18 protein-coding genes are annotated in these 23,570 nt (G+C 61.5%); 14 read left to right on the top strand and 4 right to left on the bottom strand.

The genetic code is table 11. The features are described from left to right. Positions 1 to 4 precede the first annotated feature (4 nt). From I6E51_RS13400 to I6E51_RS13375, 6 genes are all read left to right on the top strand, one after another. The gene (locus I6E51_RS13400) at positions 5 to 1,516 is read left to right on the top strand and encodes an aldehyde dehydrogenase family protein (protein ID WP_197108836.1); all 1,512 of its coding nucleotides are present in this window, start codon (positions 5 to 7) and stop codon (positions 1,514 to 1,516) included. Beyond that, positions 1,513 to 2,370: an aldehyde dehydrogenase family protein gene (locus I6E51_RS13395; RefSeq protein ID WP_197108834.1), complete on the top strand. Its 858-nt coding sequence runs from the start codon at positions 1,513 to 1,515 to the stop codon at positions 2,368 to 2,370. Before I6E51_RS13400 ends, I6E51_RS13395 begins: the two co-directional genes overlap by 4 nt. Positions 2,371 to 2,428: 58 nt before the next feature. After that, entirely contained in the window at positions 2,429 to 3,265 is an 837-nt protein-coding gene (locus tag I6E51_RS13390) for a CAP domain-containing protein (protein ID WP_197108832.1), read from the top strand. A gap of 67 nt (positions 3,266 to 3,332) precedes the next feature. Further along, positions 3,333 to 4,805 carry an SDR family oxidoreductase gene (locus I6E51_RS13385; RefSeq protein WP_197110633.1) on the top strand — a complete coding sequence of 491 codons (1,473 nt, stop codon included), beginning with the start codon at positions 3,333 to 3,335 and terminating at the stop codon, positions 4,803 to 4,805. Positions 4,806 to 4,844: 39 nt separating this feature from the next. Further along, positions 4,845 to 5,747, top strand: coding sequence for a ribokinase (locus tag I6E51_RS13380; protein ID WP_197110632.1), 903 nt, complete (start codon positions 4,845 to 4,847; stop codon positions 5,745 to 5,747). Positions 5,748 to 5,836: 89 nt separating this feature from the next. Beyond that, positions 5,837 to 6,781, top strand: a complete 945-nt coding sequence (locus tag I6E51_RS13375; protein ID WP_197110631.1) for a glycerophosphodiester phosphodiesterase family protein — start codon at positions 5,837 to 5,839, stop codon at positions 6,779 to 6,781. 20 nt (positions 6,782 to 6,801) lie between these two features. On the opposite strand, the gene I6E51_RS13370 is transcribed toward I6E51_RS13375, so the two are convergent. Then, the gene (locus tag I6E51_RS13370; RefSeq protein ID WP_197110630.1) at positions 6,802 to 8,133 is read right to left on the bottom strand and encodes a M20/M25/M40 family metallo-hydrolase; all 1,332 of its coding nucleotides are present in this window, start codon (positions 8,131 to 8,133) and stop codon (positions 6,802 to 6,804) included. A 66-nt stretch (positions 8,134 to 8,199) separates the two neighbouring features. On the opposite strand from I6E51_RS13370, the gene I6E51_RS13365 reads away from it, so the two are divergent. The 4 genes from I6E51_RS13365 to I6E51_RS13350 all read left to right on the top strand — a co-directional run bounded on the left by I6E51_RS13365 (position 8,200) and on the right by I6E51_RS13350 (position 14,420). Next, on the top strand, positions 8,200 to 10,083 hold the full coding sequence (locus tag I6E51_RS13365) for a DUF2207 domain-containing protein (RefSeq protein WP_197110629.1): 1,884 nt from the start codon (positions 8,200 to 8,202) through the stop codon (positions 10,081 to 10,083). Between the two features lie 49 nt (positions 10,084 to 10,132). Next, entirely contained in the window at positions 10,133 to 10,477 is a 345-nt protein-coding gene (locus I6E51_RS13360; protein WP_307784005.1) for a DUF6804 family protein, read from the top strand. A gap of 208 nt (positions 10,478 to 10,685) precedes the next feature. Further along, the gene (locus I6E51_RS13355) at positions 10,686 to 12,833 is read left to right on the top strand and encodes a DEAD/DEAH box helicase (protein WP_197108820.1); all 2,148 of its coding nucleotides are present in this window, start codon (positions 10,686 to 10,688) and stop codon (positions 12,831 to 12,833) included. 129 nt (positions 12,834 to 12,962) lie between these two features. Further along, on the top strand, positions 12,963 to 14,420 hold the full coding sequence (locus tag I6E51_RS13350) for an aspartate ammonia-lyase (protein ID WP_197108818.1): 1,458 nt from the start codon (positions 12,963 to 12,965) through the stop codon (positions 14,418 to 14,420). Between the two features lie 105 nt (positions 14,421 to 14,525). On the opposite strand, the gene I6E51_RS13345 is transcribed toward I6E51_RS13350, so the two are convergent. Together I6E51_RS13345 and I6E51_RS13340 are read right to left on the bottom strand one after the other, a co-directional pair. Beyond that, positions 14,526 to 15,152 carry a protoporphyrinogen oxidase gene (locus I6E51_RS13345; RefSeq protein WP_197110628.1) on the bottom strand — a complete coding sequence of 209 codons (627 nt, stop codon included), beginning with the start codon at positions 15,150 to 15,152 and terminating at the stop codon, positions 14,526 to 14,528. A 9-nt stretch (positions 15,153 to 15,161) separates the two neighbouring features. Then, positions 15,162 to 16,637 carry an AlkA N-terminal domain-containing protein gene (locus tag I6E51_RS13340; protein ID WP_197110627.1) on the bottom strand — a complete coding sequence of 492 codons (1,476 nt, stop codon included), beginning with the start codon at positions 16,635 to 16,637 and terminating at the stop codon, positions 15,162 to 15,164. A gap of 125 nt (positions 16,638 to 16,762) precedes the next feature. Here I6E51_RS13340 and I6E51_RS13335 point away from each other — a divergent pair, with 125 nt between their 5' ends. Both I6E51_RS13335 and I6E51_RS13330 read left to right on the top strand, forming a co-directional pair. Next, positions 16,763 to 17,590, top strand: a complete 828-nt coding sequence (locus I6E51_RS13335) for a hypothetical protein (RefSeq protein ID WP_197110626.1) — start codon at positions 16,763 to 16,765, stop codon at positions 17,588 to 17,590. A 43-nt stretch (positions 17,591 to 17,633) separates the two neighbouring features. After that, a complete protein-coding gene (locus tag I6E51_RS13330; protein WP_197110625.1) occupies positions 17,634 to 18,872 on the top strand; it encodes a PrsW family intramembrane metalloprotease in 1,239 nt (412 codons plus the stop codon). Positions 18,873 to 18,910: 38 nt separating this feature from the next. Here the strand turns inward: I6E51_RS13330 and I6E51_RS13325 are convergent, their stop codons facing one another. Continuing rightward, complete coding sequence (locus I6E51_RS13325; RefSeq protein ID WP_197110624.1) at positions 18,911 to 19,987, bottom strand: hypothetical protein; 1,077 nt, start codon at positions 19,985 to 19,987, stop codon at positions 18,911 to 18,913. Between the two features lie 240 nt (positions 19,988 to 20,227). Between I6E51_RS13325 and I6E51_RS13320 the strand changes: the two genes are divergently transcribed. Together I6E51_RS13320 and I6E51_RS13315 are read left to right on the top strand one after the other, a co-directional pair. Beyond that, positions 20,228 to 22,516 (top strand): UvrD-helicase domain-containing protein, encoded by a 2,289-nt coding sequence (locus I6E51_RS13320; RefSeq protein ID WP_197108807.1) that lies wholly within the window; start codon positions 20,228 to 20,230, stop codon positions 22,514 to 22,516. Between the two features lie 218 nt (positions 22,517 to 22,734). After that, positions 22,735 to 23,532 (top strand): nuclease-related domain-containing protein, encoded by a 798-nt coding sequence (locus tag I6E51_RS13315; RefSeq protein ID WP_307784004.1) that lies wholly within the window; start codon positions 22,735 to 22,737, stop codon positions 23,530 to 23,532. Positions 23,533 to 23,570 lie beyond the last annotated feature (38 nt).

The raw sequence follows: 23,570 nt of genomic DNA, 5'->3' as shown, positions 1-23,570 counted from the left end.
CACCATGACAGAGAACGACAAAGCACTGAGCGCGAAGGTCCCGAGTTTTCTCGACTACGCCCCCGCCCCCGAATCGACTTCGGTTCTGCACTTGAAGAAGCACTACGGTCTCTTCATTGATGGTGAATTTGTGGATGGCCGCGGCGACGCGTTCAGCACGATCTCACCGGCAACCGAAAAGGAGATCGCCTCGATCTCCAACGCCAACAGCGCCGATGTGGATGTCGCCGTCGCTGCAGCCCGCAAGGCCTACGACCGCACGTGGTCGAAGCTGTCGGGCGCAGACCGCGGCAAGTACCTCTTCCGCATTGCGCGCCTCGTACAGGAGCGGGCCCGTGAGCTTGCTGTTGCCGAGAGCCTCGACAACGGAAAGCCGATCAAGGAGAGCCGCGACGTTGACGTGCCTCTCGTTGCTGCCTGGTTCTTCTACTACGCCGGTTGGGCCGACAAGCTGGACTACGCCGGTCTCGGCCCCAACCCGCAGTCGCTCGGTGTTGCCGCTCAGGTAATCCCGTGGAACTTTCCGCTGCTCATGCTCGCGTGGAAGATCGCTCCGGCGCTCGCGGCAGGAAACACCGTCGTGATCAAGCCAGCGGAGACCACCCCGTTGAGCGCGATGATCTTCGCCGAAATCCTGCAGCAGGCTGACTTGCCCAAGGGTGTCGTCAACATCGTCACCGGCGCTGGCGACACGGGCCACGCGCTCGTCAATCACCCCGACGTCAACAAGGTTGCCTTCACCGGCTCAACCGGTGTTGGCCGTGCAATCGCGAAATCGGTCGCGGGCACGGGCAAGAAGGTCACGCTCGAGCTCGGTGGTAAGGCGGCGAACATCGTCTTCGACGACGCCCCCATGGACCAAGCCATTGAGGGAATCGTCAACGGCATCTTCTTCAACCAGGGTCACGTCTGCTGTGCAGGTTCGCGACTGCTGGTTCAAGAGAACGTGCACGACGAGGTCGTCGATCGTCTCAAGGCGCGACTGTCCACGCTGCGCATGGGTGACCCGCTCGACAAGAACACCGACATCGGTGCGATCAACTCGAAGGCTCAGCTCGACCGCATCCGTGAACTCAGCGATATCGGTGAAGCGGAAGGTTCAGAACGATGGACCGCCGACTGCCCGATTCCCGAAAACGGTTTCTGGTTCGCGCCCACCATCTTCACGAACGTGTCGACCTCGAGTCGCATCGCTCGCGAAGAAGTCTTCGGGCCGGTGCTGAGTGTTCTCACGTTCCGCACCCCAGCAGAAGCTATCGCTAAGGCCAACAACACGCCCTACGGCCTGTCTGCGGGCATCTGGAGCGAGAAGGGCTCACGAGTCCTTGCTGTGGCTGACAAGCTGCGTGCTGGCGTTATCTGGGCTAACACGTTCAACCGTTTCGATCCTGCGTCGCCATTCGGTGGCTACAAGGAGAGTGGCTACGGCCGCGAGGGTGGCCGTCACGGACTGGCCTCCTACCTAGAATCCGCTGGATGGGCCGCGCCCGCCGTCACGAAAGGTGGCAAGAAATGACCCGTCTCACGGTTCCTAAGACCTACAAGCTCTACATCGGTGGCAAGTTTCCGCGCAGCGAAAGCGGTCGCACCTACGAAGTCGCCACTAAAAAGGGTGCCTTCCTCGCGAACGCAGCTTTGGCAAGCCGCAAGGACGCTCGGGATGCCGTAGTCGCCGCCCGCGCAGCCTTCAGCGGTTGGTCGGGGGCCACGGGCTACAACCGCGGCCAGGTGCTGTACCGCATTGCAGAACTGTTGGAGGGTCGTCGCGAGCAGTTCATCGACGAACTCATGGCAACGGAGTCGCTCTCGAAGTCGGCAGCGACCGCACAGCTCGATACGGCAATTGATGCGTGGGTTTGGTATGCGGGCTGGGCAGACAAGTACGTGCAGGTTGCCGGTAACGGAAACCCCGTTTCGGGCCCGTACTTCAACCTCTCCACTCCTGAGCCGAGTGGCGTTATCGCCATTGTGGCTCCGCAGGATTCGTCGTCGTTGTTGGGTCTCGTGAGCGTCATTGCTCCGGCTCTCGTCAGCGGAAACACGGTTGTCGTGGTTGCTCACCAGAACGCCCCGCTCAGCGCGATCAGCCTCTCTGAGGTTCTCGCGACGAGCGACGTTCCCGGTGGCGTCGTCAACATCCTCACGGGGTCACCGGCCGAGATCGCGCCGTGGCTTGCGAGCCACGCGGATGTCAATGGTCTCGACCTCGCCGGAGCAGAACAGCTCGAGTGGGTTGACCTTCAAATCGCGGCTGCCGACACGCTCAAGCGCGTCCTGGGGCCGGTCGTGGGAGTTCCCGCACCGTCCGTCGAGCGCATCGTTCAGTGGACCGAAACGAAGACGGTCTGGCACACGAAGTCTCTGATTTAGCCGAGAAGTGTGGCGTGGGGGTTGCCCGGCGCGCGTATCTACGGATACTTGCTGAGTAATGATTTTTTCACGCCACACTCCGTCTCGTATCGCCAGCGCATTTTTTGCGCTTCTCTTGGCGATGTTCCTTGTTCCCCTCGGTGCCGCAAGTTCTGCCTCGGCCGCCGAGGCAGACACTATTCACGGACTTGTGAACCAAGCTCGCTGGGATGACGGTCAGCTCGGCCTCATCCGCAATGCGGAGATGGACGCGGTTGCGTTGGCGTGGGCCAAGAAGATGGCGGCGAGCAACAACATGTCGCACAACCCCAACTATTCGGATCAGATCCCGACTGGTTGGCGTTCCGCCGGCGAGAACGTGGCGCAGGGGTATCGCACCGCGCAGGCCATGCATGACGGCTGGATGTCGTCGCAGGGCCACCGCGAGAACATCTTGGGCGCGTTCACTGACATCGGTATCGCGTTCTATACGAGCGGTGGCACAACGTGGGGAGTGCAGGTTTTCGCGACCTATCCCGGCCACACTGGACCGGATGCCGCCTCCGCAGCTCCCGCACCGGCTCCCGAGCCTTCTGAGGAGTCGAGCGAAACGGCGACGTCTTCCGCGTCACCCACACCCACGCCGACAGCAACCGACGCCGGGGATTCTGGGGCGGGGTCGAACTCGTCGTCGGGGTCGTCAGCTGACGGCACGATCGGCGAAATTGATGCCGACGCAGCCCCCACGTTGACTCAAGCCGAATTGCAGGCCAGCGTCTATGGCACTCAACCGGACTACACGTGGATTTCGTGGACCATCTTCTTCACCCTGCTTGCGGTTGGCGGAGGCTTCTGGTTTGTGGTGTGGCGTCGTCTGAAGTCACGACGGCCTGTAGCGCGTCGCGCCCGCCAATAGAAGAACCTACGGCGAGTATCTAGGCGTTTGTGCGCTGCTTCCCAGTCGCGCTGCCTAGGGTTGCCGCATGCGCGTTCTTGTAACTGGAGCAACAGGATATTTGGGTGGCCGACTCGTACCTCGGCTGATCGAAGCAGGCCACACGGTGCGCGTTCTGGTGCGCAACCCCCGCAAGCTGCACGACGTTCCCTGGCGTGACGATGTTGACGTCGTCGTTGGTGATCTCACCGACGCGAGTTCACTCACGGACGCCATGGTCGATATCGATGCGCTCTATTACTTGGTGCACGCCATGGGCGCTGCCGGCGACTTCGAAAAGACCGAGAAGCTCTCCGCAAACAATGTGGCGAAGGCAGCCAAGAAGGCCGGTGTCTCACGCATTGTGTACCTCGGTGGGTTGCACCCCGCGGGGGATATCGCTGAGCTGAGCCGCCATTTGCGCAGTCGTGCCGAGGTCGGCAACATCCTGCTGGAATCTGGTGTGCCCACGATTGCGTTCAATGCGGGAGTCGTCATCGGTTCCGGGTCGGCATCCTTCGAGATGATCCGTCACCTCACCGAGGTGCTGCCCTACATGCCGGCACCCAAGTGGGTGCGCAACTTCATTCAGCCGATCGCGGTGCGCGACGTGCTCTACTACCTCGTTTCGGCCCTCGAATTGCCGGCAGATCTCAATCGCAGCTTCGACATTGGTGGCCCGGATGTGTTGCGTTACGGCCAGATGATGAATGGCTACGCCCTTGAGGCTGGCCTTCACCAGCGCCCCATCGCGTCATTGCCGGTGCTGACCCCGTGGCTGGCCTCGCAGTGGGTCAACTTAGTGACGCCCATCCCGCGCTTGCTCGCTGTGCCGATTATTGAGTCGCTTCAGTTCGACTGTGTCGTGCGCGACACGTCGGTGTCCGATTTCATTCCTGAGCCCGAGGGCGGCCTCACGGGGTACCGCGCTTCGGTGCGCTTGGCTCTGGTAAAGATGGGCGACGGCGAGGTAGAGACGAGCTGGCAGGACGCCACCGTTGTTGGTGCGCCGAGCGATCCGATTCCTAGCGACCCGGAGTGGACGGGGCACACGGTCTTTACCGATCTTCGGGAACGTGAAACTCCGGCTTCGGCGGAGGCCCTGTGGGGCGTCGTCGAGGGAATCGGTGGCGAGAACGGGTGGTATTCCTTCCCGCTGGCCTGGGCTCTGCGCGGCTGGCTCGACAAGCTCGTTGGCGGGGTCGGACTACGACGTGGTCGTCGCCATCCGAGCACGTTAAATACAGGCGATGCCCTCGACTTTTGGCGAGTGGAAAGCATCGACCGCGGGCACAGTTTGCGCTTGCGTGCCGAGATGAAGCTCCCTGGGCGAGCGTGGCTTGAACTGACGGTGGAGGATCGCGGCGCTGACGGTGCCGTGTATCGCCAGCGTGCCGTGTTCTTTCCGAGTGGTTTGGGCGGCCGGCTCTATTGGGCCGCAATTCTGCCGTTCCATGGCGTGATCTTTAGTGGCATGGTGAATCGGATTGTGGCAGCCGCCGAAGCTGACGCTGCCGAATAAAGTGCGCCGTTCGCGCCGGGAATGCGCTACTTTTGACTAATGTCAGGAATCGTCGTCGTCGGTAGCGCAAACATTGATCAGGTCTTTCGAGTGGAACGGATTCCCTCTCCGGGGGAGACCGTCATGTCTCAGGGGCTGAACACTGCTCTAGGCGGCAAGGGCCAAAACCAAGCGGTTGCGGCAGCGCGCGCGGGAGTAGCCACCACGTTTATCGGTGCCGTCGGAAACGATGGTTTCGGAGAAATGGTGCGTGACGGTCTCGCGGCTGACTCCATCGATGTGTCGCACCTGAAGACCACAGACAAGCCAACCGGAACCGCGCTCATCGCCGTCGATCCCACGGGTGAGAACACGATCATCGTTGAGGCCGGCGCCAATAACGACGTCGCTAACCTGACGAGCGAAGACTCCGCCGCGATCAGCACAGCATCCGCTCTCATGATGCAGCTGGAGATCCCGCTGGCTACCGTGATCGAGTCAGCGCGTATTGCGCACGCCGTTGGCACGCAGGTGATTCTGAACGCGGCGCCGATTCAGCCATTGCCCAAAGAACTCCTCGACAACCTCGACATCCTGATCGTCAACGAGCACGAGGCTGCTGAGCTCGCGCGCGATAACGGCCTGTCCGCTGACCTTGAGGGAGTGGGCGAACGCCTCTTGAGCCTCGTCTCGACTGTCATCGTCACGTTGGGTTCGAAGGGTGCTGCTCTTCACCGCGTCGGTTCGGAGCCGGTCGTCGTTCCTGCTCACCGTGTCACGGCCGTAGACGCTACCGGCGCTGGCGACACGTTCTGTGGTGCTTTCGCCGCGGGCGTTGTCGAGGGAATGATGATGGATGATGCGTTGCGCTTTGCCGGGGCTGCGGCATCCATTTCGGTGGAGAACCACGGTGCTGTGCCGTCGATTCCGCACCGGGCAGCGATTGAGACACGCCTTAACTAATCCGCCCAAAAGGTAACGGATTGGTAACAGGCTCGCTATAGTGGGGTCACCGTGAACGTGCGGCAACCCGACACAAGGACGGCGAGTCAATGGCGACATCGCATCACCTGGCACACCCGAAACACCATCTTCGAGCGCGGAGAGCTGCGCTAGCGGCCACGATTGTCACGGCAATCACGCTCGCTCTCGTACTGAACGCTAACGTCGCCCGCGTGCATGCGGCGGGAGTTTTCACCTCGCTCAAGGCGCCGGGGGAGGCCGCGTTCATCGCCGGTCATCGCGGCGACAAGACGGTTGCTCCCGAGAACACGATCGAGGCCTTGAGTCTCGCGCTTGATAGCGCGGCCGACTATGTCGAAACTGATGTGCAGCTGACGGCCGATGGCGTTCCCGTGCTCATGCACGACTGGACCGTTGATCGCACAACAGACGGCACTGGGCCGGTGTGGCAATACACCTACGAGGAGCTTTCTGCCCTCGATGCTGGCTCGTGGTTCGGCGAGGAATTCGCCGGAGCCACCGTGCCCACGCTTGAGCAGTTTCTGGGAGTGCTCCGCTGGTCAACAAAGAACGCGATTCTGGAACTCAAAGGCTCGTGGACCGACGATCAGGTCGCGCTCGTCGCCGATCTGATTGCCCGCAATGGCGTGAACAACCACGTGATCATCGGGAGCTTCGACATCATGACGCTGCAGGCCGTGCAGCGGGTGAGCCCCGAATTGCCCGGGATGCTTATCGTTCGTGACATCGTGGGCGATCCGGCTGAACTCGCGGCCGCGTCGGGCGCCGTGGCACTCGTCACGAGCAAGAAAGCCATCACTCGCGACCCGAATCTCGTGCAAGTCGTGCATGATGCGGGTCTCGGCATCTTGATATACACCCTCAACGATTCAGATACGTGGTCGGATGCCGTCGCCCTCGGCGTTGACGGAATCGTCACCGATCGTCCGGCAGAGCTCGGCACGTGGATCGCGAAAGAAGTCTCGGACGCAAATACCCTCCCGCTAGCGCCTCGTCGCGCAGCAGCGGGATAACGCAGTCGTGACCGACTCGTCTAGAGCGAAGCGATGAGGGCTCGATAGAACGCAATGCCGTCGAGGTAACTGCTGACGAGCATCCGCTCATTGCGCGCGTGCAGAGTGTCGCGCACCTCTCGTGCCATCGCGAACGGCGTGAAGCGGTAGACGCCGGTGCTGATGCGAGTGAAGTGGCGGCTGTCCGTAGCGCCATTTTGCACATAGGGGGTCACGAGAGTTCCGGGGAAGCTCTTTTCGATCGTTGAGCGCAGCAGTTCCCACGCCAGGCCGGTGGTGGCTGAAACCGGCGATGGTTCGCCGGGGGAGTCGACCGTCACTCGAACGCGCTTGTCGTTGATCGCGCGCGTGACATGCTTGACCGTTTCTTCGAGGCTCGAGTTCACAGCAATGCGCACATTGATTATCGCGCTGACCCGTTCCGGCATGGCGTTGACGGCGTGACCGCCCTCCAGAATCGTGACCGCTTGCGTTGTGCGCATCATGGCGGCGAGTTCATCGCTTTTGCGCACGAGAATCGGCAGCAGCAGGGTTTTGGTCCACGACACGTTGCGCAGCAAGTAGCCGGTTACTCCGCCAGCGTGCTCGCCGAGCAGACGCAGGAGGTCGGCGCCCGTGGGAGTCAGTCGAGACGGGAATGGCCGAGAGTTCAAGCGCACGATGGCCTGAGCGAGACGAACCGCGGCGGGAAACTGGGGTGGGGTGGAAGCGTGACCGCCCGACTGGTCGACCGTCAGGCGAAGAGCGGCCGTGCCTTTCTCAGCAACACCAACGACCGCCATGGGGGAGTCAACCTGCTCAAAAACATCATCGACAATGGCGCCGCCCTCGTCGAGCACGAAGGTGGGGCTGACGCCACGGCTTTCCAAGAGATCAACAATCGCTGACGCCCCGGAGCCGTGAGTCTCTTCATCATGGCCGAAGCACAAGTAGATGTCTTGGGCAGGAACAAGACCAGCCTCGAGCTGCGCCTCGACTGCCTCAAGGATGGCGACTACAGAACCTTTGTCGTCGAGCGTGCCTCGACCCCAGATCAGTTGTTCATCGTCTTTACCGCTGAGTTCGGCAGCGAACGGCGGCCGTTTCCAGCCCTCGTCGGTCGCTGCCACGACGTCGTAGTGCCCCATGAGCACGGCGGGCTCAGTTGATGCGCGACCACGCCAACGGAAAATCAGGGAATGGTCCAGCACCGTTTCACGCTCGAGCCGGCTGTGGCACAGTGGATACAGTTTGCGCAGCGTCTGGACGAAACGATCGAACTCTTGCCATTCAGTAGTGGAGGCATCCTCCCGCGAAATGGTGGGAATTCGAACAAGTTCCTGCAGATGTTCGACAGCCAAAGCACTCTTCATACCTCGACTCTAGCGAGCGCTGGGCGGTGCGTGTTTTCCCGCGAGGGTGATGGAAACGGAGACGCCATGACGATCAGAGCGCAGCGACGCACCCGAGCACGGTTGAGCGTGCGGCGCGGCGCGCGGCTCGTGGGGGCGCTAGCGGTCGTGCTGGCGCTCGGCACAGCACCTCTCGCGGCGACGGCAGCCGAGCATCCGGTCGCCCTCGGTAACACCGGCACCGCTGTCACCAGCGTTATTCACGCGGGCCTCGATGATTTTGTGTTCGACAGTTATGACGCGGATTTCTTTCTTGATCGCGACGCAGAAGGTCACTCGACGCTGCTCACGGTTGAGACCTTCGTCGCCAACTTTCCGCCCGACCAAAACCGCGGAATGCGTCGGGCGATCCCCAATTTCTATAAGGGTGACCCTGTCGATATTCAGAACATTGCTGTGACGGATGAAGCGGGAGAGCCGCGTGATTTCGACGTGGAAGACGACGGCGACTTCACGCTGGTAACGAGTGCTTCCGGATCGTTCGTAGAGGGGCCGCAAACGTATGTCTTCACGTACACCCGCTCGAACGTAACGCGGTTTGCCGCCGACACCAACGCCGACGAGTTCTACTGGGACACCAACGGAACCGGCTGGAATCAACCGTTCGGCTCGGTCACGGCCACTATTCATATGGGCGAAGGGCTCAGTGAGGCGTTGAGCGTCGAACCCGATTGCTATTGGGGTGCGGACGGCTCCACCGAGAAGTGCGAAATCGCCACGCTCGACGCCGACACCTTCGTCGCCACTCGAGACCTCGTAGGGCCCGGCCAGAACGTGACTGTGGCGTTCGGATTCGTTCCCGACACTTTCGTAGCGCGCGATAGCTCGTACTTTGGTTCGGCGGCAGGATTCGTTCAGCCGCTCGGACTCATCGGGGCGATCGGAGCGCTTATCTGGGCTATCCGACTTCGTCGCACCACTCTCGCGGATGCTGTTGGGCGCCCCACGATCATCGCCGAGTATGCACCGCCCCGCGACATCCCTGTCGTGACCGCTGCCCTCGTGATCAAGAAAAGCGACAAGGCAATTGCCGCGCAGATTCTGGACTTTGCGGTGCGGGGCAAGCTGCGCATCCTCGAAGAAGAATCGAGCGGATTCTTTTCATCTCGCACCACGTACCGCCTCGAACTGACCGACCCCACCGGGGTGACGGGGCACCAGCTCGATATCTTGCGCGCCCTGTTCGGTCAGTCGCTTCAACACGGCGCCATCCGGGATATGAAGAAAACGGATGCCAAGCTCAGCCAGAAGCTCTACAAGCTGATTATGGCGGAACGTTCCGGTCTCGCGGATGCTGGCTACCGTCGCAAGGTTCACGGCCGCAATTTTCTGCCGTTACTCGTCGCTGTTGTCGCGGTCATTCTGGCCATCTTCTTCGGCATTAGCTTGATCTCGGGCTCCTACGGCGCCGCGGTGCCTTTCGTGGTCATTGTGACAGCCATCATTGCTGCCGTGATCACGCTGGCGCTTCTTGCGCGTTCACCGCTCACCCCTCACGGGGCCGAGCTGCGCGATCATCTGGAGGGGCTCAAGCTCTATATCCGCCTGGCAGAGGCCGACCGTTTGCGGATGTTGCAAAGCCCCGAGGGCGCTTTGCGCGAGCGAAATGAAGCAACAGGCAACACCGACGTCCTCAAGGTGTACGAGAAGCTCCTGCCGTACGCGGTTCTGTTTGGGCTTGAGAAGGAATGGTCGACCGAGCTCAGCCGCTACTACGCCGATAGCTCGCCCGACTGGTACCGCGGCAGCGGTGGCTTCAACGCTGTCATCTTTGCGTCGAGCATCTCGAGCTTTTCTACCGCGGTAGCCAGCTCGTACTCCGGCAGTTCCTCGAGTAGCTCAAGCGGAGGGTCAGGCGGCGGCGGTTCGTCCGGCGGCGGTGGCGGTGGCGGTGGCGGCGGCGGGGTTTAGCGCGCCACGCTGCGCAGCTGGCCACGCTCAGACGGGTATATTCGAACGAGTGAGTGCAACGTATCCGAATCGCCCCCGACGCGTGGCACTACCCGCCGCAATCCTTGCTGTGCTCGTGTTGTTGGTTGGCGCCGGCGTGGTCGGAACCGAGATCTTCACGGTCGTGCGCTACGTGGTGAGCATCCTCGCTCTCATCAGCGTTGTCCTCGTCTGGCAGGTGCGCCAGTGGTGGTGGGCCATCGGCCTCATTCCGGTTGCCATTCTGTGGAATCCGATCTTCCCGATCGAGATTGCCGACATCCAACTCTTCCAAGGACTGCACTACACCGCAGCGCTCGTGTTCATCGCTGTCGGCGTTGGGGCACGCGTCACCGACTCCACAAGTCGAGGTTAATTCGCGCGGATAGCGCACTCTGGCGATTTTCTGCGTAGACTGATTCACGCATCCCTTGAGACCACCAATCGCATCGCAGTTGGGTCTGGCTCACTTGAGTGGATGTTGTCACTCAATTGAAGTCCCTATCGTGGCAACGTCTATTCGTTCAACGGCTATGAGTCCTCGTACCCGCGACTGAGCCGCTCGCCTAGCGCCAGGAGAATAATTGACCACCTCGTCAAAGTCCGATTCCGCACAGCGCAACAAACGACCCAAAAATTCGGGTCAGCGTCAAGCGGGCGGTGCCCAGCGTCGTCGTGCTCGTCCCGGTGACGACACCGGCGTGATCCCCGTGTTGGCCCGTGCCGCCCGTGAGGTCGAAACCGCCGTGCAGAAGGGGCCGCTCAAGCCCGCCAACCGGGCTCGCTTCCAAGTGGCGGCACTGCTGCTGCGCGAAGAGCGTGCTCGGGTGAAGACAGATGCCACCCTCACGGACTCTGAGCGCGCGAACGAACAAAAGCGCCTCGATGGCCTCGCGGGCATTCTCGCGAAGACTGCCGCTCGAGACACAAGCCTGCTGTCGATGTTGGGGGAGTCGGCGCCGATCACTCCCGCAGCGAAGGCGTTGCGCCGTGACCTCCTCCTCGACGCTGGTGTCGAGTTGAGCCCCGATGAACTGATCATCACCGAAGAGCCGAAGCCCGTCGACAAGCAGATCGAGAAGCAGGTCGTGCCGGCATCCGTTCGTCAAATGCAGATGGCGAATCCATTCTTAGCTCCCGATTTCAGCGCGATTGCTCCTCAGCAGGAACACAACAACCGGCTCGCCAACTGGGAACTCATCGATCCACTCTTCCGTGCTTTCGAGCACGGCTCCGGTGGTGGAGCTGCCTCGATGGAGCTTCCAGAAGCCGAGTCTCTGCGCACGCGCGGAAATCTTGAACTTATGCGTCACCAAGCGCGTTTCGTCGAGGTCGTCAAGCAGGGGCATCGCACCTTCTTGCTCGCCGATGAACCAGGACTTGGCAAGACCGCGCAGGCGCTCATGGCGGCGGAAGCTTCCAACTCCTACCCCTTGCTTGTCGTCGTGCCCAACGTGGTGAAAACCAACTGGGAACGCGAAGTGGAACTCTGGACTCCTGGTCGCAGTGCGACAGTCGTTCACGGTGATGGCGACACGGTTGATGCCTTCAGCGACGTTGTCATCGTCAACTACGAAGTTCTTGACCGCCACGTCGGTTGGCTCGGTCGTTTTGGCTTCAAGGGCATGGTCGTCGACGAAGCCCATTTCATTAAGAACCTCAAATCTGAACGCTCCAAGCACGTTTTGAACCTGTCGCAGAATATTCGTGCGACGTACCCGAAGGCGTTGCTCATGGCGCTCACGGGAACCCCGCTGATCAACTCGATTGAAGACTTCCGAGCCATCTGGCAGTTTCTCGGCTGGATCGACGGCGCCAAGCCGCTCGCGCCGCTCATGTCGAAGCTCGAAGACACCGATCTCACCCCGGCCGACCCTGGCTTCTTTTCCGAAGCGCGCCGCGCCGTTATCGATATGGGTATCGTGCGTCGCAAGAAGGTCGACGTTGCCGCGGACATCCCTGCTCGCCGTATCGCTGACATCCCCGTCGAACTCGACAACGACCTCGGTCGCTCGATTCGTGCTGCCGAGCAAGCCCTCACCGCTCGTCTTGTCGACCGTTTCACTCGGGTGCGCAAACTCAAGCCCGACGTTGCTATCGAAGACCTCATTCGCGTTGTTGCCCACGCCGAACTCGAAGAGTCGAAGAGTGCAACCACCGGCGAGAACGTCTTCACGATGGTGCGCCGCATCGGTCAGGCCAAGGCAACACTGGCCGCCGACTACACGGCCCAGCTCGCTCGCTCGGTGGGCAAGGTTGTTTTCTTCGCCAAGCACATTGACGTCATGGATACCGCCGAGGCTCACTTTGCGAAGGTCGGCCTCAAGGCTGTTTCTATCCGTGGCGATCAGAGCGCCAAGGCGCGTCAGAATGCCATTGACTCCTTTGCCAATGATCCGGATGTCGCGATCGTGGTTGCATCGCTCACCGCCGCTGGCGTCGGCCTCAACCTGCAGGCAGCATCCAACGTCGTGCTTGCCGAATTGAGCTGGACCAACGCCGAGCAGACTCAGGCAATCGACCGCGTGCACCGCATCGGTCAGGAGCTTCCTGTCACGGCTTGGCGCATCATCGCTGCCCACACGATCGATGCTCGCATCGCCGAACTGATCGACAGCAAGGCCGGTCTTGCCGCCCGCGCACTCGACGGTTCTGATGAGGCTGTTGTCGCCGAAGCGAACATTCAATTGCAGGCTCTTTCGGCACTCTTGCGCGACGCTATCAAGGAGTAGCACCGCGTTAAGAAATGGCTTTCTGGCCACCGCTCTTTCCTCCGGCGCGACTCTGCGCGAGCGTACACTTGAGGCGTGATCACAACGCTTGTGCGTCGCGCCAAAAATCAATGGAGATGAGAAAAAGAGTTGAGCAACACCTCTGTGCAGAACACCGCAACCCGTATCGAATCCGATTCACTCGGCTCGCTTGAGGTCCCTGTTGATGCGTATTGGGGAGTGCACACGCTACGCGCGATGCAGAACTTTCCGATCACGCGTCGCGCTATCTCCGTTTACCCCGATCTTGTCCGCGCGCTCGCCCACATCAAGCAGGCAGCAGCGCGCGCTAACGCCGAACTCGGCGTTCTCGAATCACGCAAGGCGCACGCTATCGATCAGGCCTGCCAAGAGATCCTTGATGGCGCACTGCACGCAGAATTCTGCGTCGGAGTAATCCAGGGCGGCGCCGGCACGTCGACCAACATGAACGCGAACGAAGTGATCGCGAACCGGGCTCTGGAAATTTTGGGACACGGCAAGGGCGAATACTCGTTCCTGCATCCCATCGATGACGTCAACCGCAGCCAGAGCACGAACGACGTGTACCCCACGGCGATCAAGCTCGCGATGGTCTTCGGTGTGCGCCGACTGCTCGTGGAGCACGAGTTGCTCTCGGAATCGTTCGGCGCCAAGGGGCGTGAGTTCGTCAACATCCTCAAAATCGGTCGCACGCAAATGCAAGACGCTGTGCCGATGACTCTTGGGCAAGAGTTCACGGGCTTCTCGCACACGCTCGAAGAGGACTACGCGCGTCTCACTGAGGTGCTGCCGTTCATGAGCGAGATCAACATGGGCGCTACCGCGATCGGCACCGGTATCACGGCCGATTCCCGCTACGCCGAGGCCGTTCGTCGTCACCTCACCGAGGCGACGGGCATCGAGATGAAGACCGCGTTCGACCTCATCGAGGCGACCAGCGACGTCGGAATCTTCATGACCCTCAGCAGCGTTCTCAAGCGCTCTGCTGTCAAGCTTTCCAAGATCTGTAACGACCTTCGATTGCTCTCGAGCGGACCGCAGGCTGGCTTCGGCGAAATTAACTTGCCCGCGAAGCAGGCAGGGTCGTCGATCATGCCCGGCAAGGTCAACCCGGTCATCCCCGAAGTCGTCAACCAGGTTGCCTTCAGCGTTATTGGGGCGGATGCCACGGTCACGGCGGCCGCGGAGGCTGGCCAATTGCAGCTCAACGCCTTCGAGCCCGTGATCGCTCACTCAATCCTCCAGTCGGTGATGTGGATGACCAACGCCTGCCGCACGCTGCGGGAAAACTGCATTGATGGCATCACAGCCAATGAAGAACGACTTGCCGCTCAGGTCGAGACGAGTGTCGGTGTCGTGACGGCGTTGACCCCGTACATCGGCTACGCGGCGGCAGCGAATCTTGCCCACACTGCGCTCACGACAAACGCGTCGATCGCGCAGCTTGTCGTCTCGTCGGGGCTCATGAAGGAAGAAGACGTCAAGCGCGTCCTCACGCCTGAGCGACTCAGCGGAACTTCACCGATGACAGCAGCGATCTCGCTGCCCTGGTTGGAAGAAAAATAGCCACCCGGTACAGCAGAAAGACGCCCCAGCTTCTCGAGAGAAGCTGGGGCGTCTTTGTGTGCTCAGGTCGCGCGTTGGCGATAGCGAAGCGTGGTGCAGATGGCGCTACTTCTGGGCGGCCGTTTCGTCGTAATCCTCGTCGTCTTCGTCATCGAGGGGCGCGAGTGCTTCATCTCGAGCCTTACCCGCGGTGATGAAAGCGCGGTCGATGGCTTCTTCGCCGCGTTCGCGAAGCTCTGCTAATTCTTTATTGGCGTTCTCGCGAACGTCGTCGGCCGTTTCCGTGACGCGACCGACGGCACCGCGCGCGGTGCTGGAAGCGCGATCGGCGAGGCTCTTGGCGGATTCTTTCGCGTTTTCGGCGAGCTCTTTGGCCGACTCTTTCGCGTTCTCCGCCAGCTCTTTGGCCGACTTCTTCGCATTCTCTGCGAGGTCTTTGGCGGTGTCGCGTGTGTGCTCGGCAAACTCCCGAGTGTTCTCGGCGACATCTTTCGCCTTCTCGCTCACGAAGCCGGGGGTCGCTTTGGCCACGGCGGTTGCTTTATCGCGCACGATCGGAGCCTGAGTGCGGGCATATTCTTCGACCGAAGTGCGCGCGCTCGACACTCGCGGGCTCTCCCACACCTGGGTGGCTTTGCCCTTCATTTGGTCGTAACGTTCGCGGCCAGCGCGGGCGCCAACAACGTATCCGACAGCGATACCGAAACCGAGGATGAAGAGTCTGGCGTTCATGACTCCAGCCTACGGTGACGTAGCCTTTCGCTCCACCTGTGCTGGCCGTGATCGCCACAGATGCATGCTGGCGTAGCTTCGCCACGGTGCCCACCGGCTGGAGTACTCGGTGAGAGCTTTCGCTGTGTCAGGAAGCCCCAACTCCCCAGCACCTTGGCGAATCACGAGGTCGCTGCTGAGCATGATGTCGGAGTTTCCGAGCACACGCATGGCCATGTAGCCGGCCGTCCACGGACCAATTCCGGGCATCGCGACAAGTTTTGCTGTGAATTCGTCGACAGGGGTCGAGACATCAAGATCGAGATCACCCGAGGCGATGGCTTCGGCGACCCCGAGGATGCTTCGTATGCGGGTGGCCGGGCCCCGCACAACCTCGGCTCCGGATGCGGCCAGCACGGCTGCGGAGGGGAACAGCCCGTCGCTGCCCAGTTGCTCCACGACGCGGGCGTGCACCGTGCGGGCGGCAGCAACGGAAATCTGCTGGCCGATGAGCGTTCGGAAGAGAGTCTCTTCGGTGTCGACGCTGCCGGGGAGCCGCATTCCGGGAACGCGCGCCACGGACCCAGCCAGCGCCGGATCGCTGCCCAGCGCGTGATCGATCGCGAGCGAGTCGGCGTCGAGGTCGAAGAGACGACGCACTCGAGCGACGAGCGGGGCGACATCCGAAATTGTGGCTAATTGGGCCGTGCAGATGATGCCCTGGTCTGCGAGCTCTAGACGAACCCGAGCTATGCCGCCGGGGAGCCGGATGGCGCGCTCAAGGCTGGTGTCGGTGGCGGTCTCGATGCCGGCTACTGCGTGATTCGCGAAGAACGTCATGAGTCCTGCACCGTCGAACGGCGCGCGGGTGGGCAAGCGCAGCGTGAGAGAAGAAGGGCGTTCGTGGGCAGCGTGCGGGTGCGCTGCTGCTCCGCGTCTGGCGAGGGCGCGTAGTTGGCTCGGCGTGGTTTCGTACACAGCCTGAATGGTGTCGTTGAACTGACGGATGCTGGAGAAGCCAGCAGCAAAGGCAACGTCAGAAATACTGAGCTCTGTCGCGGCGAGCAGGGTGCGGGCGGCCTGCGCGCGGTGTGCGCGGGCCAGAGCAAGCGGGCCGGCTCCGAGCTCGGCAGAGAGCACGCGGGTGAGGTGGCGGCTGGTGTAGCCGAGGCGAGTTGAGAGGCCCTCGACGCCGTCGCGTTCAACAACGCCATCGGCGATGAGCCGCATGGCGCGCGAGGCGAGATCGTCGTTGAGGTTCCATTCGGGGGAGCCAGGAACCGCATCCGGTTGGCAGCGTTTGCAGGCGCGAAGGCCCGCTTCGTGCGCGGCGGCGGCGGTGCGGTAGAAACGCACGTTGCGTGGTTGAGGCGCAACGGCTGGGCAACTGGGGCGACAGTAGATTCCCGTGGAGTGCACGCCAGCAATGAACTGGCCATCGAAGCGGGCATCCCGCGAGCAGAGGGCGCGGTACTGCTCGTCGAAGCTGAGCGTGGGGGAGACCATGGCTTAACTCTGTCACTGCCTGTGGTGCCTGACCAGCGGAAATCAGACATCACTGTGGCAGGGTTTCTCCCCAACGCTCCACGACGACGGTGCAGAAGGGGACGGTGAACGGCTACAGTCGCACCGTGGAATCTTCGTGGACAGCCCTTACCGTTCTGGCAGCTCTCTGGCTCATTGCGTTTTCGGCGCAACTCGCTGACTACGCCACAGCCCGCTTTGATGACCTTCGCCTCGCGCGTGGAGTTCGAACCCGGTTGCGCTTGCACCCGGTGGCGTGGATCGTGCCGACAGCCGGGCTGGGGATTGTGGCGCTCACCATTGCCGCCGACTGGAGCACGCGCCTTTTCTTTGCTGAACCGGCACAAGCACCGGCCGCAATTCTTATCGCGCTCAGCACGGTGGTTGTTGCGGTCACGATTGTGGCGATCATTGCCGTCGTGGTCGTTCGGCCGCCCGCGGATAGCTACCGTCTCGTGCGCGACGAACTCATCGAGTCTGCTGGGCTGCGCATCCATCAAGACCAGGTCGACGAGTTTCGTGCACGTGTCTCGGCAATTGACGGCGCATCCCGTGGTCGCGTGAACACGGGCGCCGGCACGGTCAGCGCGGCACTGCAACTGAGCGTGCGCACCCCGTATCGACTCATCGCCCCCGTCCTTGCCCTCGGCCTCGTGATCGCTGCCGTCATTGAAACGTCGCAGGGTTCGTCGCAGGGCCCAGCCGTCGTCATCGCCGTGATCGCCCTGGTGGCAAGCTTCATCATTGGCGTCAGCGCTGCGCAGGCATCTCTCGCGTTGGGAGCATCGGTGCGGTCGACGCAAGACGTCTACCGCGGTGAACTAATGAGCCTGATTGTGGATGCGGAGCGCTCGTCCAAGAAGCGTGTTGCGGGGCTCGGCGATCGAGTCACTCGCGCGCTCAGCATTCTGCGCGAGCAGCAAGAAACCGAGTAGCAGTGACGCAGCGGGGTGCAGCCTGCACGTTAGTCTCGTTGACATGACCGAGAGCCATTCTTCTTCTGCGACTCCCGATTTCACGGCATCGTCGGGGCGATCAGCCCCTCACCCCACTGCGGCATCTGCCGAGATCGCCGACGAGGCGCGGAGGCACCAGTTGCCGCCCCATGTGCCTCAGCCCCGGGGCCCGGGGCTGCTGATTCTGGGAATTCTCGGAGTCATCGCACTCTCGTTTGTGCTCCTCTTTGTTGTTGTCTACGTGATTTCGGGCATCGGAACAGACGCCTTCGCGATCGGCGGGGTGTTGGCCGTAGTCCCGCTTGCTGTCGTATTTTTTGCCGTGCGGTGGATCGACCGTTGGGAGCCTGAGCCGCGGCTCGCGGTAGTCTTTGCGTTCCTCTGGGGCGCTGGCGTTGCCGTGTTGCTTGCGCTCATTGTGGGAGCCGAGATCGATAACGTGATCAACTCGCTCGGTGGTCCAGGGCCCGGCTACGCGTTCTTCTCGGCGGCAATTCAGGCGCCCATCGTGGAAGAAGCAGGCAAAGCCCTCGGCATCCTCGTGATTTTCTGGGTGGCACGACGCCACTTCGATGGCCCGGTTGATGGGCTCGTCTATGGAGCGTGGATCGCTGGTGGTTTCGCTTTTACCGAGAACATTCTGTACTTCGGTTCCGAGCTCCTCAATGTGGGAGACAACAGCACGGGCATCCTGCAGTTGTTCCTCATTCGCGGCCTCATGTCGCCGTTCGCGCACGTTATGTTTACGGCCTGCACTGGCATCGCTTTGGGCTTCGCCGTGCGGTCACGAAGCAATGCCCGCAGTGTCGGAGTCTTCGCTGCTGGGCTTGGGCTCGCGATTGCGCTGCACGCACTGTGGAACGGCGCCCTCTTCTTCGTCAACGACTTCTTTGGCTACTACGCCATCGTGCAAGTTCCGCTCTTCGTGATCGCGATCATCATCGTCGTCTATTTGCGTCGCCAAGAAGAACGGATGACGTTTGAAAGGCTCGCAGAGTACGCGAACGCTGGCTGGTTCAATCAGGATGAGGTTCCGGTGCTCGCGACTTCCCAGGGCCGTCGGCGCGCCCTTGCTTGGGCTGCGCAGCACAACAAGCGCGCCACGATGAAGGTTTACATTCAAGAGGCCACTCGGCTTGCTTTTGCGCGTCAGCGCATCATTACGGGCCGCGACAGGATCGGCGCAATTGCCGACGAGGCAGTATTGCTCGGCGCAATCGTCGAAGCACGCCACGCGCTCACGGGTGAGCGGCGACCGTAGCGCTCTGATCGCACCGGCCGAACACGATCTCTGCAGCGTTAGGTGAACATCCCCAGTACGAAGGGGATGCCCCACACCACCGCGAAGAGCGCGACCATTACGAGCGTGGTTGCGGGGATACCGGCCCTGAGGCGTTGACCGCGGGGAGCCACTAGGTTGACGCTGTAATCGCCGATTTTTTCATCGGCATAGCGACGGGATTGCCGCACCGTTTTTGTGCCGACAGTGTCGGCGATGCCGAGGAGGCGGCGGTGCTGCGCCGGGTCAACAAGGTCAAACGGTTTCGGGGAGTACACCAGTAGCCACTTGTCGACGACTTCCACGTCGTACGCTCCCGCGTTATCGATCAGCAGCGCCATCAGGTCGGGCGTGAAAATGTACAGGGCGTCGCGTTCGTACTCGCGCGGGCAATAGAGGGTGAAGTGCGAATTGAAGTCACCCTCGAGCTTCAGGATCTGATTTTTCGCGAACGATTGCGGGAGATTGCTTACGCCGAAAAGCTGGTTATTGCCGGTGGCATCGAGGACCATGTGGGGCAGAGCGCGGTCGAGTTCGAACGCCAAGAATCCCCAGTCATGAGTTCGCTTGTTCTTTCCCGAACCGGTGGTGTAGCGGTAGTTTCCGTAATCGAGGGTTCGACCGCTCACGCTTCGAAAGCGGTTGCGCATGGAACGGTTTCCGCCTTCATCGAAAATCAGCCCCGGATAGTCGATCACTCGATCACGGGGCGAAAAGACCAGTTCGTTGTCTTCGGCAAATGTGTTCATCCGATAAAAACGTTGCCATGGCCCGCCGTTTTTGCGCCACGCCCGCACGAGCGAATAGAGCGCGCCTCCCGCAATCGACACGACAAGAGCACCGATGATCAGCGCAGGAACGGACGGACCAATGTTGCCTGTGGCCGCTACAGTGCGAAAGTTATGGGTCGCAATTGCGATGAGTGGCCCGCCGGCGACGAATATGAACACCACTACGGCAACGCCGACGAGCACAACTTTGCCCATGAGCTGCACTTGCGAATACCCGAAGAGATCCCGGCGGTTGCGCTTGAACTCTGCGACATCGTGCGGGTTCACGGGATAGATCAACCCGGAATAGTCGATAGAGCGAAGCATCAGCCCATCGTAGAGGCTGGGATGCTGTCTGCTGCAGCCTCCCTTTGGGGGTGATCTGCTCAGTCTTTGTCCTTTAACAGACTCATCGCCCGCCGGTGCGGCACTGCCTGCGACCTGGAGGGCGATGAGTTTAACTGCTTTTAGATTGCCACTGAGTTTCGCTGAGCGCAAGGGTTAAGCGGCGAAATCATAGTCAAAAAGCGCGTACGATTGGAGGTCGCAATTTGGAGAGGACAGCTGATGTCATCGAGTGAGCTTGAACGCGAGCGGGACTATGTCCACGGCCTCTACCGGCGGCTCGACGCCCTGAGAGATGCGGCTCAAGAGCAGCTCGAATCAGTGCGCCGGAGTGCGCCAGGTGGCACCCACCAAAACCGCTCAGAGCGCGACGCATTCGCCCGCATCTACGAAGACCGGATCGGTCAGTTGCGCGAAATCGATGAGCGGCTCGCCTTCGGGCGCCTTGAACTTGAAGTCGAGACTGACACCGAGGCCGGCACTGAAACTGACGCCGAGAGCGAGAGCGCCGTTGAACGCCCGGTGCGGTACATCGGTCGCATCGGATTGCGTGACGAAGATCAGCGCTCGCTGTTGCTCGACTGGCGCGTTCCTCAGGCCCGAGCGTTTTATCAGGCCACAGCCGCGACGCCACTAGGAGCCCGCGCCCGCCGGCACCTGCAGAGCAAGGGCCGAGACATCGTGCGCATTGACGATGAGATTTTTGACGCTGAACTCCTCGAGACCGATGCAGCATCGCTTCAGGGCGAAGCCGCCCTCATGGCGAGTCTCACCGCGGAGCGCACCGGTCGCATGGGCGACATTGTCGCGACGATTCAGGCTGAGCAGGATGCGATCATCCGCTCCGAACTTCGCGGCGCGCTCGTCGTGCAGGGTGGGCCCGGCACCGGAAAAACTGCGGTCGCGCTGCATCGCGCTGCATTCTTGCTGTACTCGCATCGAGAACGGCTCTCCGCATCCGGTGTGCTCATTGTGGGACCGTCCCGCGCATTCTTGCGTTACATCGAAGCTGTGCTGCCGTCTCTCGGCGAAACGGGCGTTGTGTTGGCGAGCCTCGGGCAACTGTTCCCTGGCGAAGATGCGCGCCACGATGATGTCGCTGCGGTGGCGCAGCTCAAGGGCTCGCTCGAAATGGCGGCTCTCATCAAGCGTGCTGTTCGTTCGCGCCGTGTCGTTCCGACTGAGACGCAGCGCCTGGAAATCAATGGCGAGATCCTGGATGTCCCTGCCGAACTCCTGCGCTCCGCCATGCAAAAAGCGTGGGACTCTCACAAACCACACAACCTTGCGCGGGTGATTTTCAACAAGGCAGCGATCGCGGGGATCAGCCGTCTGCTCGCAAATCAGTTGCGCGCCCACGGCAACACGATTGATGACGCTGACCAGAAGTGGTTGCGGGAAGACATTCGCACCGCCCACGACGTGAAGGTGGCGCTCAACACGGCGTGGATGCCGCTGACGCCCCAAAAACTCGTCGACGACCTCTATGCCCGACCTGGTTGGTTGCAGAGCCTTACGCCGCACTGGACGCCAGAGCAGCGCGAACTGTTGCGTCGCGAGCGGGACGTTCCGTTCACAATCAGTGATGTTGCCCTGCTCGACGAAGCTGCCGAGTTGCTCGGTGAAGTCGATGTTGCCCAGACCGCAGCCGAACACGAACGCAAACAGCAGCGTAAACGCGATGTTGAGAACGCTACGGCGGCCATTCGCAACATGGGTGTCGACGGCATGATCGATGCGGAAACGCTGGCTGAGGGTTTCGAGGCGAGTGTCGAACGGTCAACGACGGCGGAGCTGGCATCCGCTGACCGGTCGTGGACATACGGCCACATCGTCGTTGATGAAGCTCAAGAGCTGTCGCCCATGCAGTGGAAACTGCTGGCCCGTCGCAATCCGTTGAAGTCCTTCACGATTGTCGGAGACGTCGCTCAGGCGAGTGCTGCTGCCGCTACCTCCAGCTGGGGTGCGGCGCTCTCGGCCGACATCGGTGACCACTGGCGTCTTGAGGAACTCACGGTCAACTACCGCACGCCGTCGCAGATTGTTGCGGTTGCCGAGGCAGTGGCGGTGGCCCACAACGTCTCGATCACTCCATCGCGCGCGGTTCGTCACAGTGAGTGGCCCGTTGCGGTCACTGTCTCGACCCCCGAACAGCTGGCTGCCAGTGTCTCCGCCGTAGTGACAGCCGACCGTGCTATTTCCCACGACGGCACCATTGCGGTGATCGTCAGCGATTCTTTGACTGCAACCATCGTGGATGCCCTGCAGCAGTCGTTCGCAGGAGAGGTTGGGGAGGGTGCCGCGGGGCTCAATCGGCCCATCGCAGTGCTGACGCCACAAGAGTCGAAGGGACTCGAGTTCGACTCGGTCATTGTGGTGGAGCCACAGCGGATCGTGGAGGAGATTTCCCGGGGTGCCGCTGCGCTGTATGTCGCCATGACGCGACCTACTCAGCGGCTCGCCATCGTGGCTGCTGAGGGCCTTCCTGAAGGTATTCCGCAACCGTCATAAGGGGTGGTCTGAGTAGTTGACCCCCACTCGGGTATGCCCAATAGTGGGGGTTTCGGCGGATTCACAGGTTCGGCAGTATGTACCTAGAAGTTATTCCTCGGGGGAGGAACCTTCACTCGGGAGCGATTCTTCGCCACGAGTCGGGCCGGAGGCGGGGGAGCCTCCGGCCCAACGTATTTCTGCATGCATTCAGACGCATGTGAGAGCTGGAGGTCTGCGTGCCGCAGAATATCGATCTTCGCGGCCGGATCGCCGGACAGTCAGCCATGGCTGCCGTCGTTGAGGCACAATCGCGCCGTGCGCCGCGAGGTTTTGTGGCGCGCTTGTGTGGTGTCTCTCCGTTGACCAAAGAAAGCCGCGCACAGTATCGCGGTGCGGTCGGCGAGCTCCTCGTCGGCTCAATCCTTGATCGGCTCGGGCACAGTTGGGACGTGCTCCATGGGGTTCCGCTTGGAGAAACTTCTCTCGATCACTTTGCTGTTGGCCGTGCCGGCATCTTCGCGGTGACCGTCGTGAACTGTCAGGGTGACGATGTCGCGGTCAACGGTGACGAACTCGTCGTTGCCCGAGCGGTCAGCACCGCTATCGTTGCGTCGCGCACCGCTGCTCGTGCGGTCGCTAGGGCGTTGACGGCAGCGCTCGGTCACGAGGTCGAGGTTATTCCTGTGCTCGTCATGGTCGAGCCGGTAAAAGTTTCACTACTGGCCGCCCCCGCTGACGTCCATGTCCTCACCTCCACGCAGCTAGAGCAATGGCTCGCCAGCGCGCCCGAAGTGTTCACCGGGGATGAAGTTGCCACAATCTCGACCGCGGCTGAAGCGGGAACAACCTGGCCGCATCCCCAACAGGCGGCGCAGAAGTCGCGGAATCTGACGCGCGCTTTCGTGCGCATCCATCATGATGTTCGCGCTGCAAGCCTCCGAAGTTTCTTGTGGATCGTTGTGGCCCTCATCGTCACCTTCTTGTCGGTGTGGGTTCTCGTGTCGGTATTGGCCCGTCTTGTCATGAGTTCCTAGCGCGTCGAGCACTTTCTGAGCGTTCATAGGGCACGATT

Source organism: Salinibacterium sp. NSLL17 (assembly GCF_015864935.1).
Lineage (GTDB): Bacteria > Actinomycetota > Actinomycetes > Actinomycetales > Microbacteriaceae > Rhodoglobus.
The sequence above is the reverse complement of the archived record's forward strand: the minus strand, read 5'-3'. Positions and strand labels throughout refer to the sequence as shown.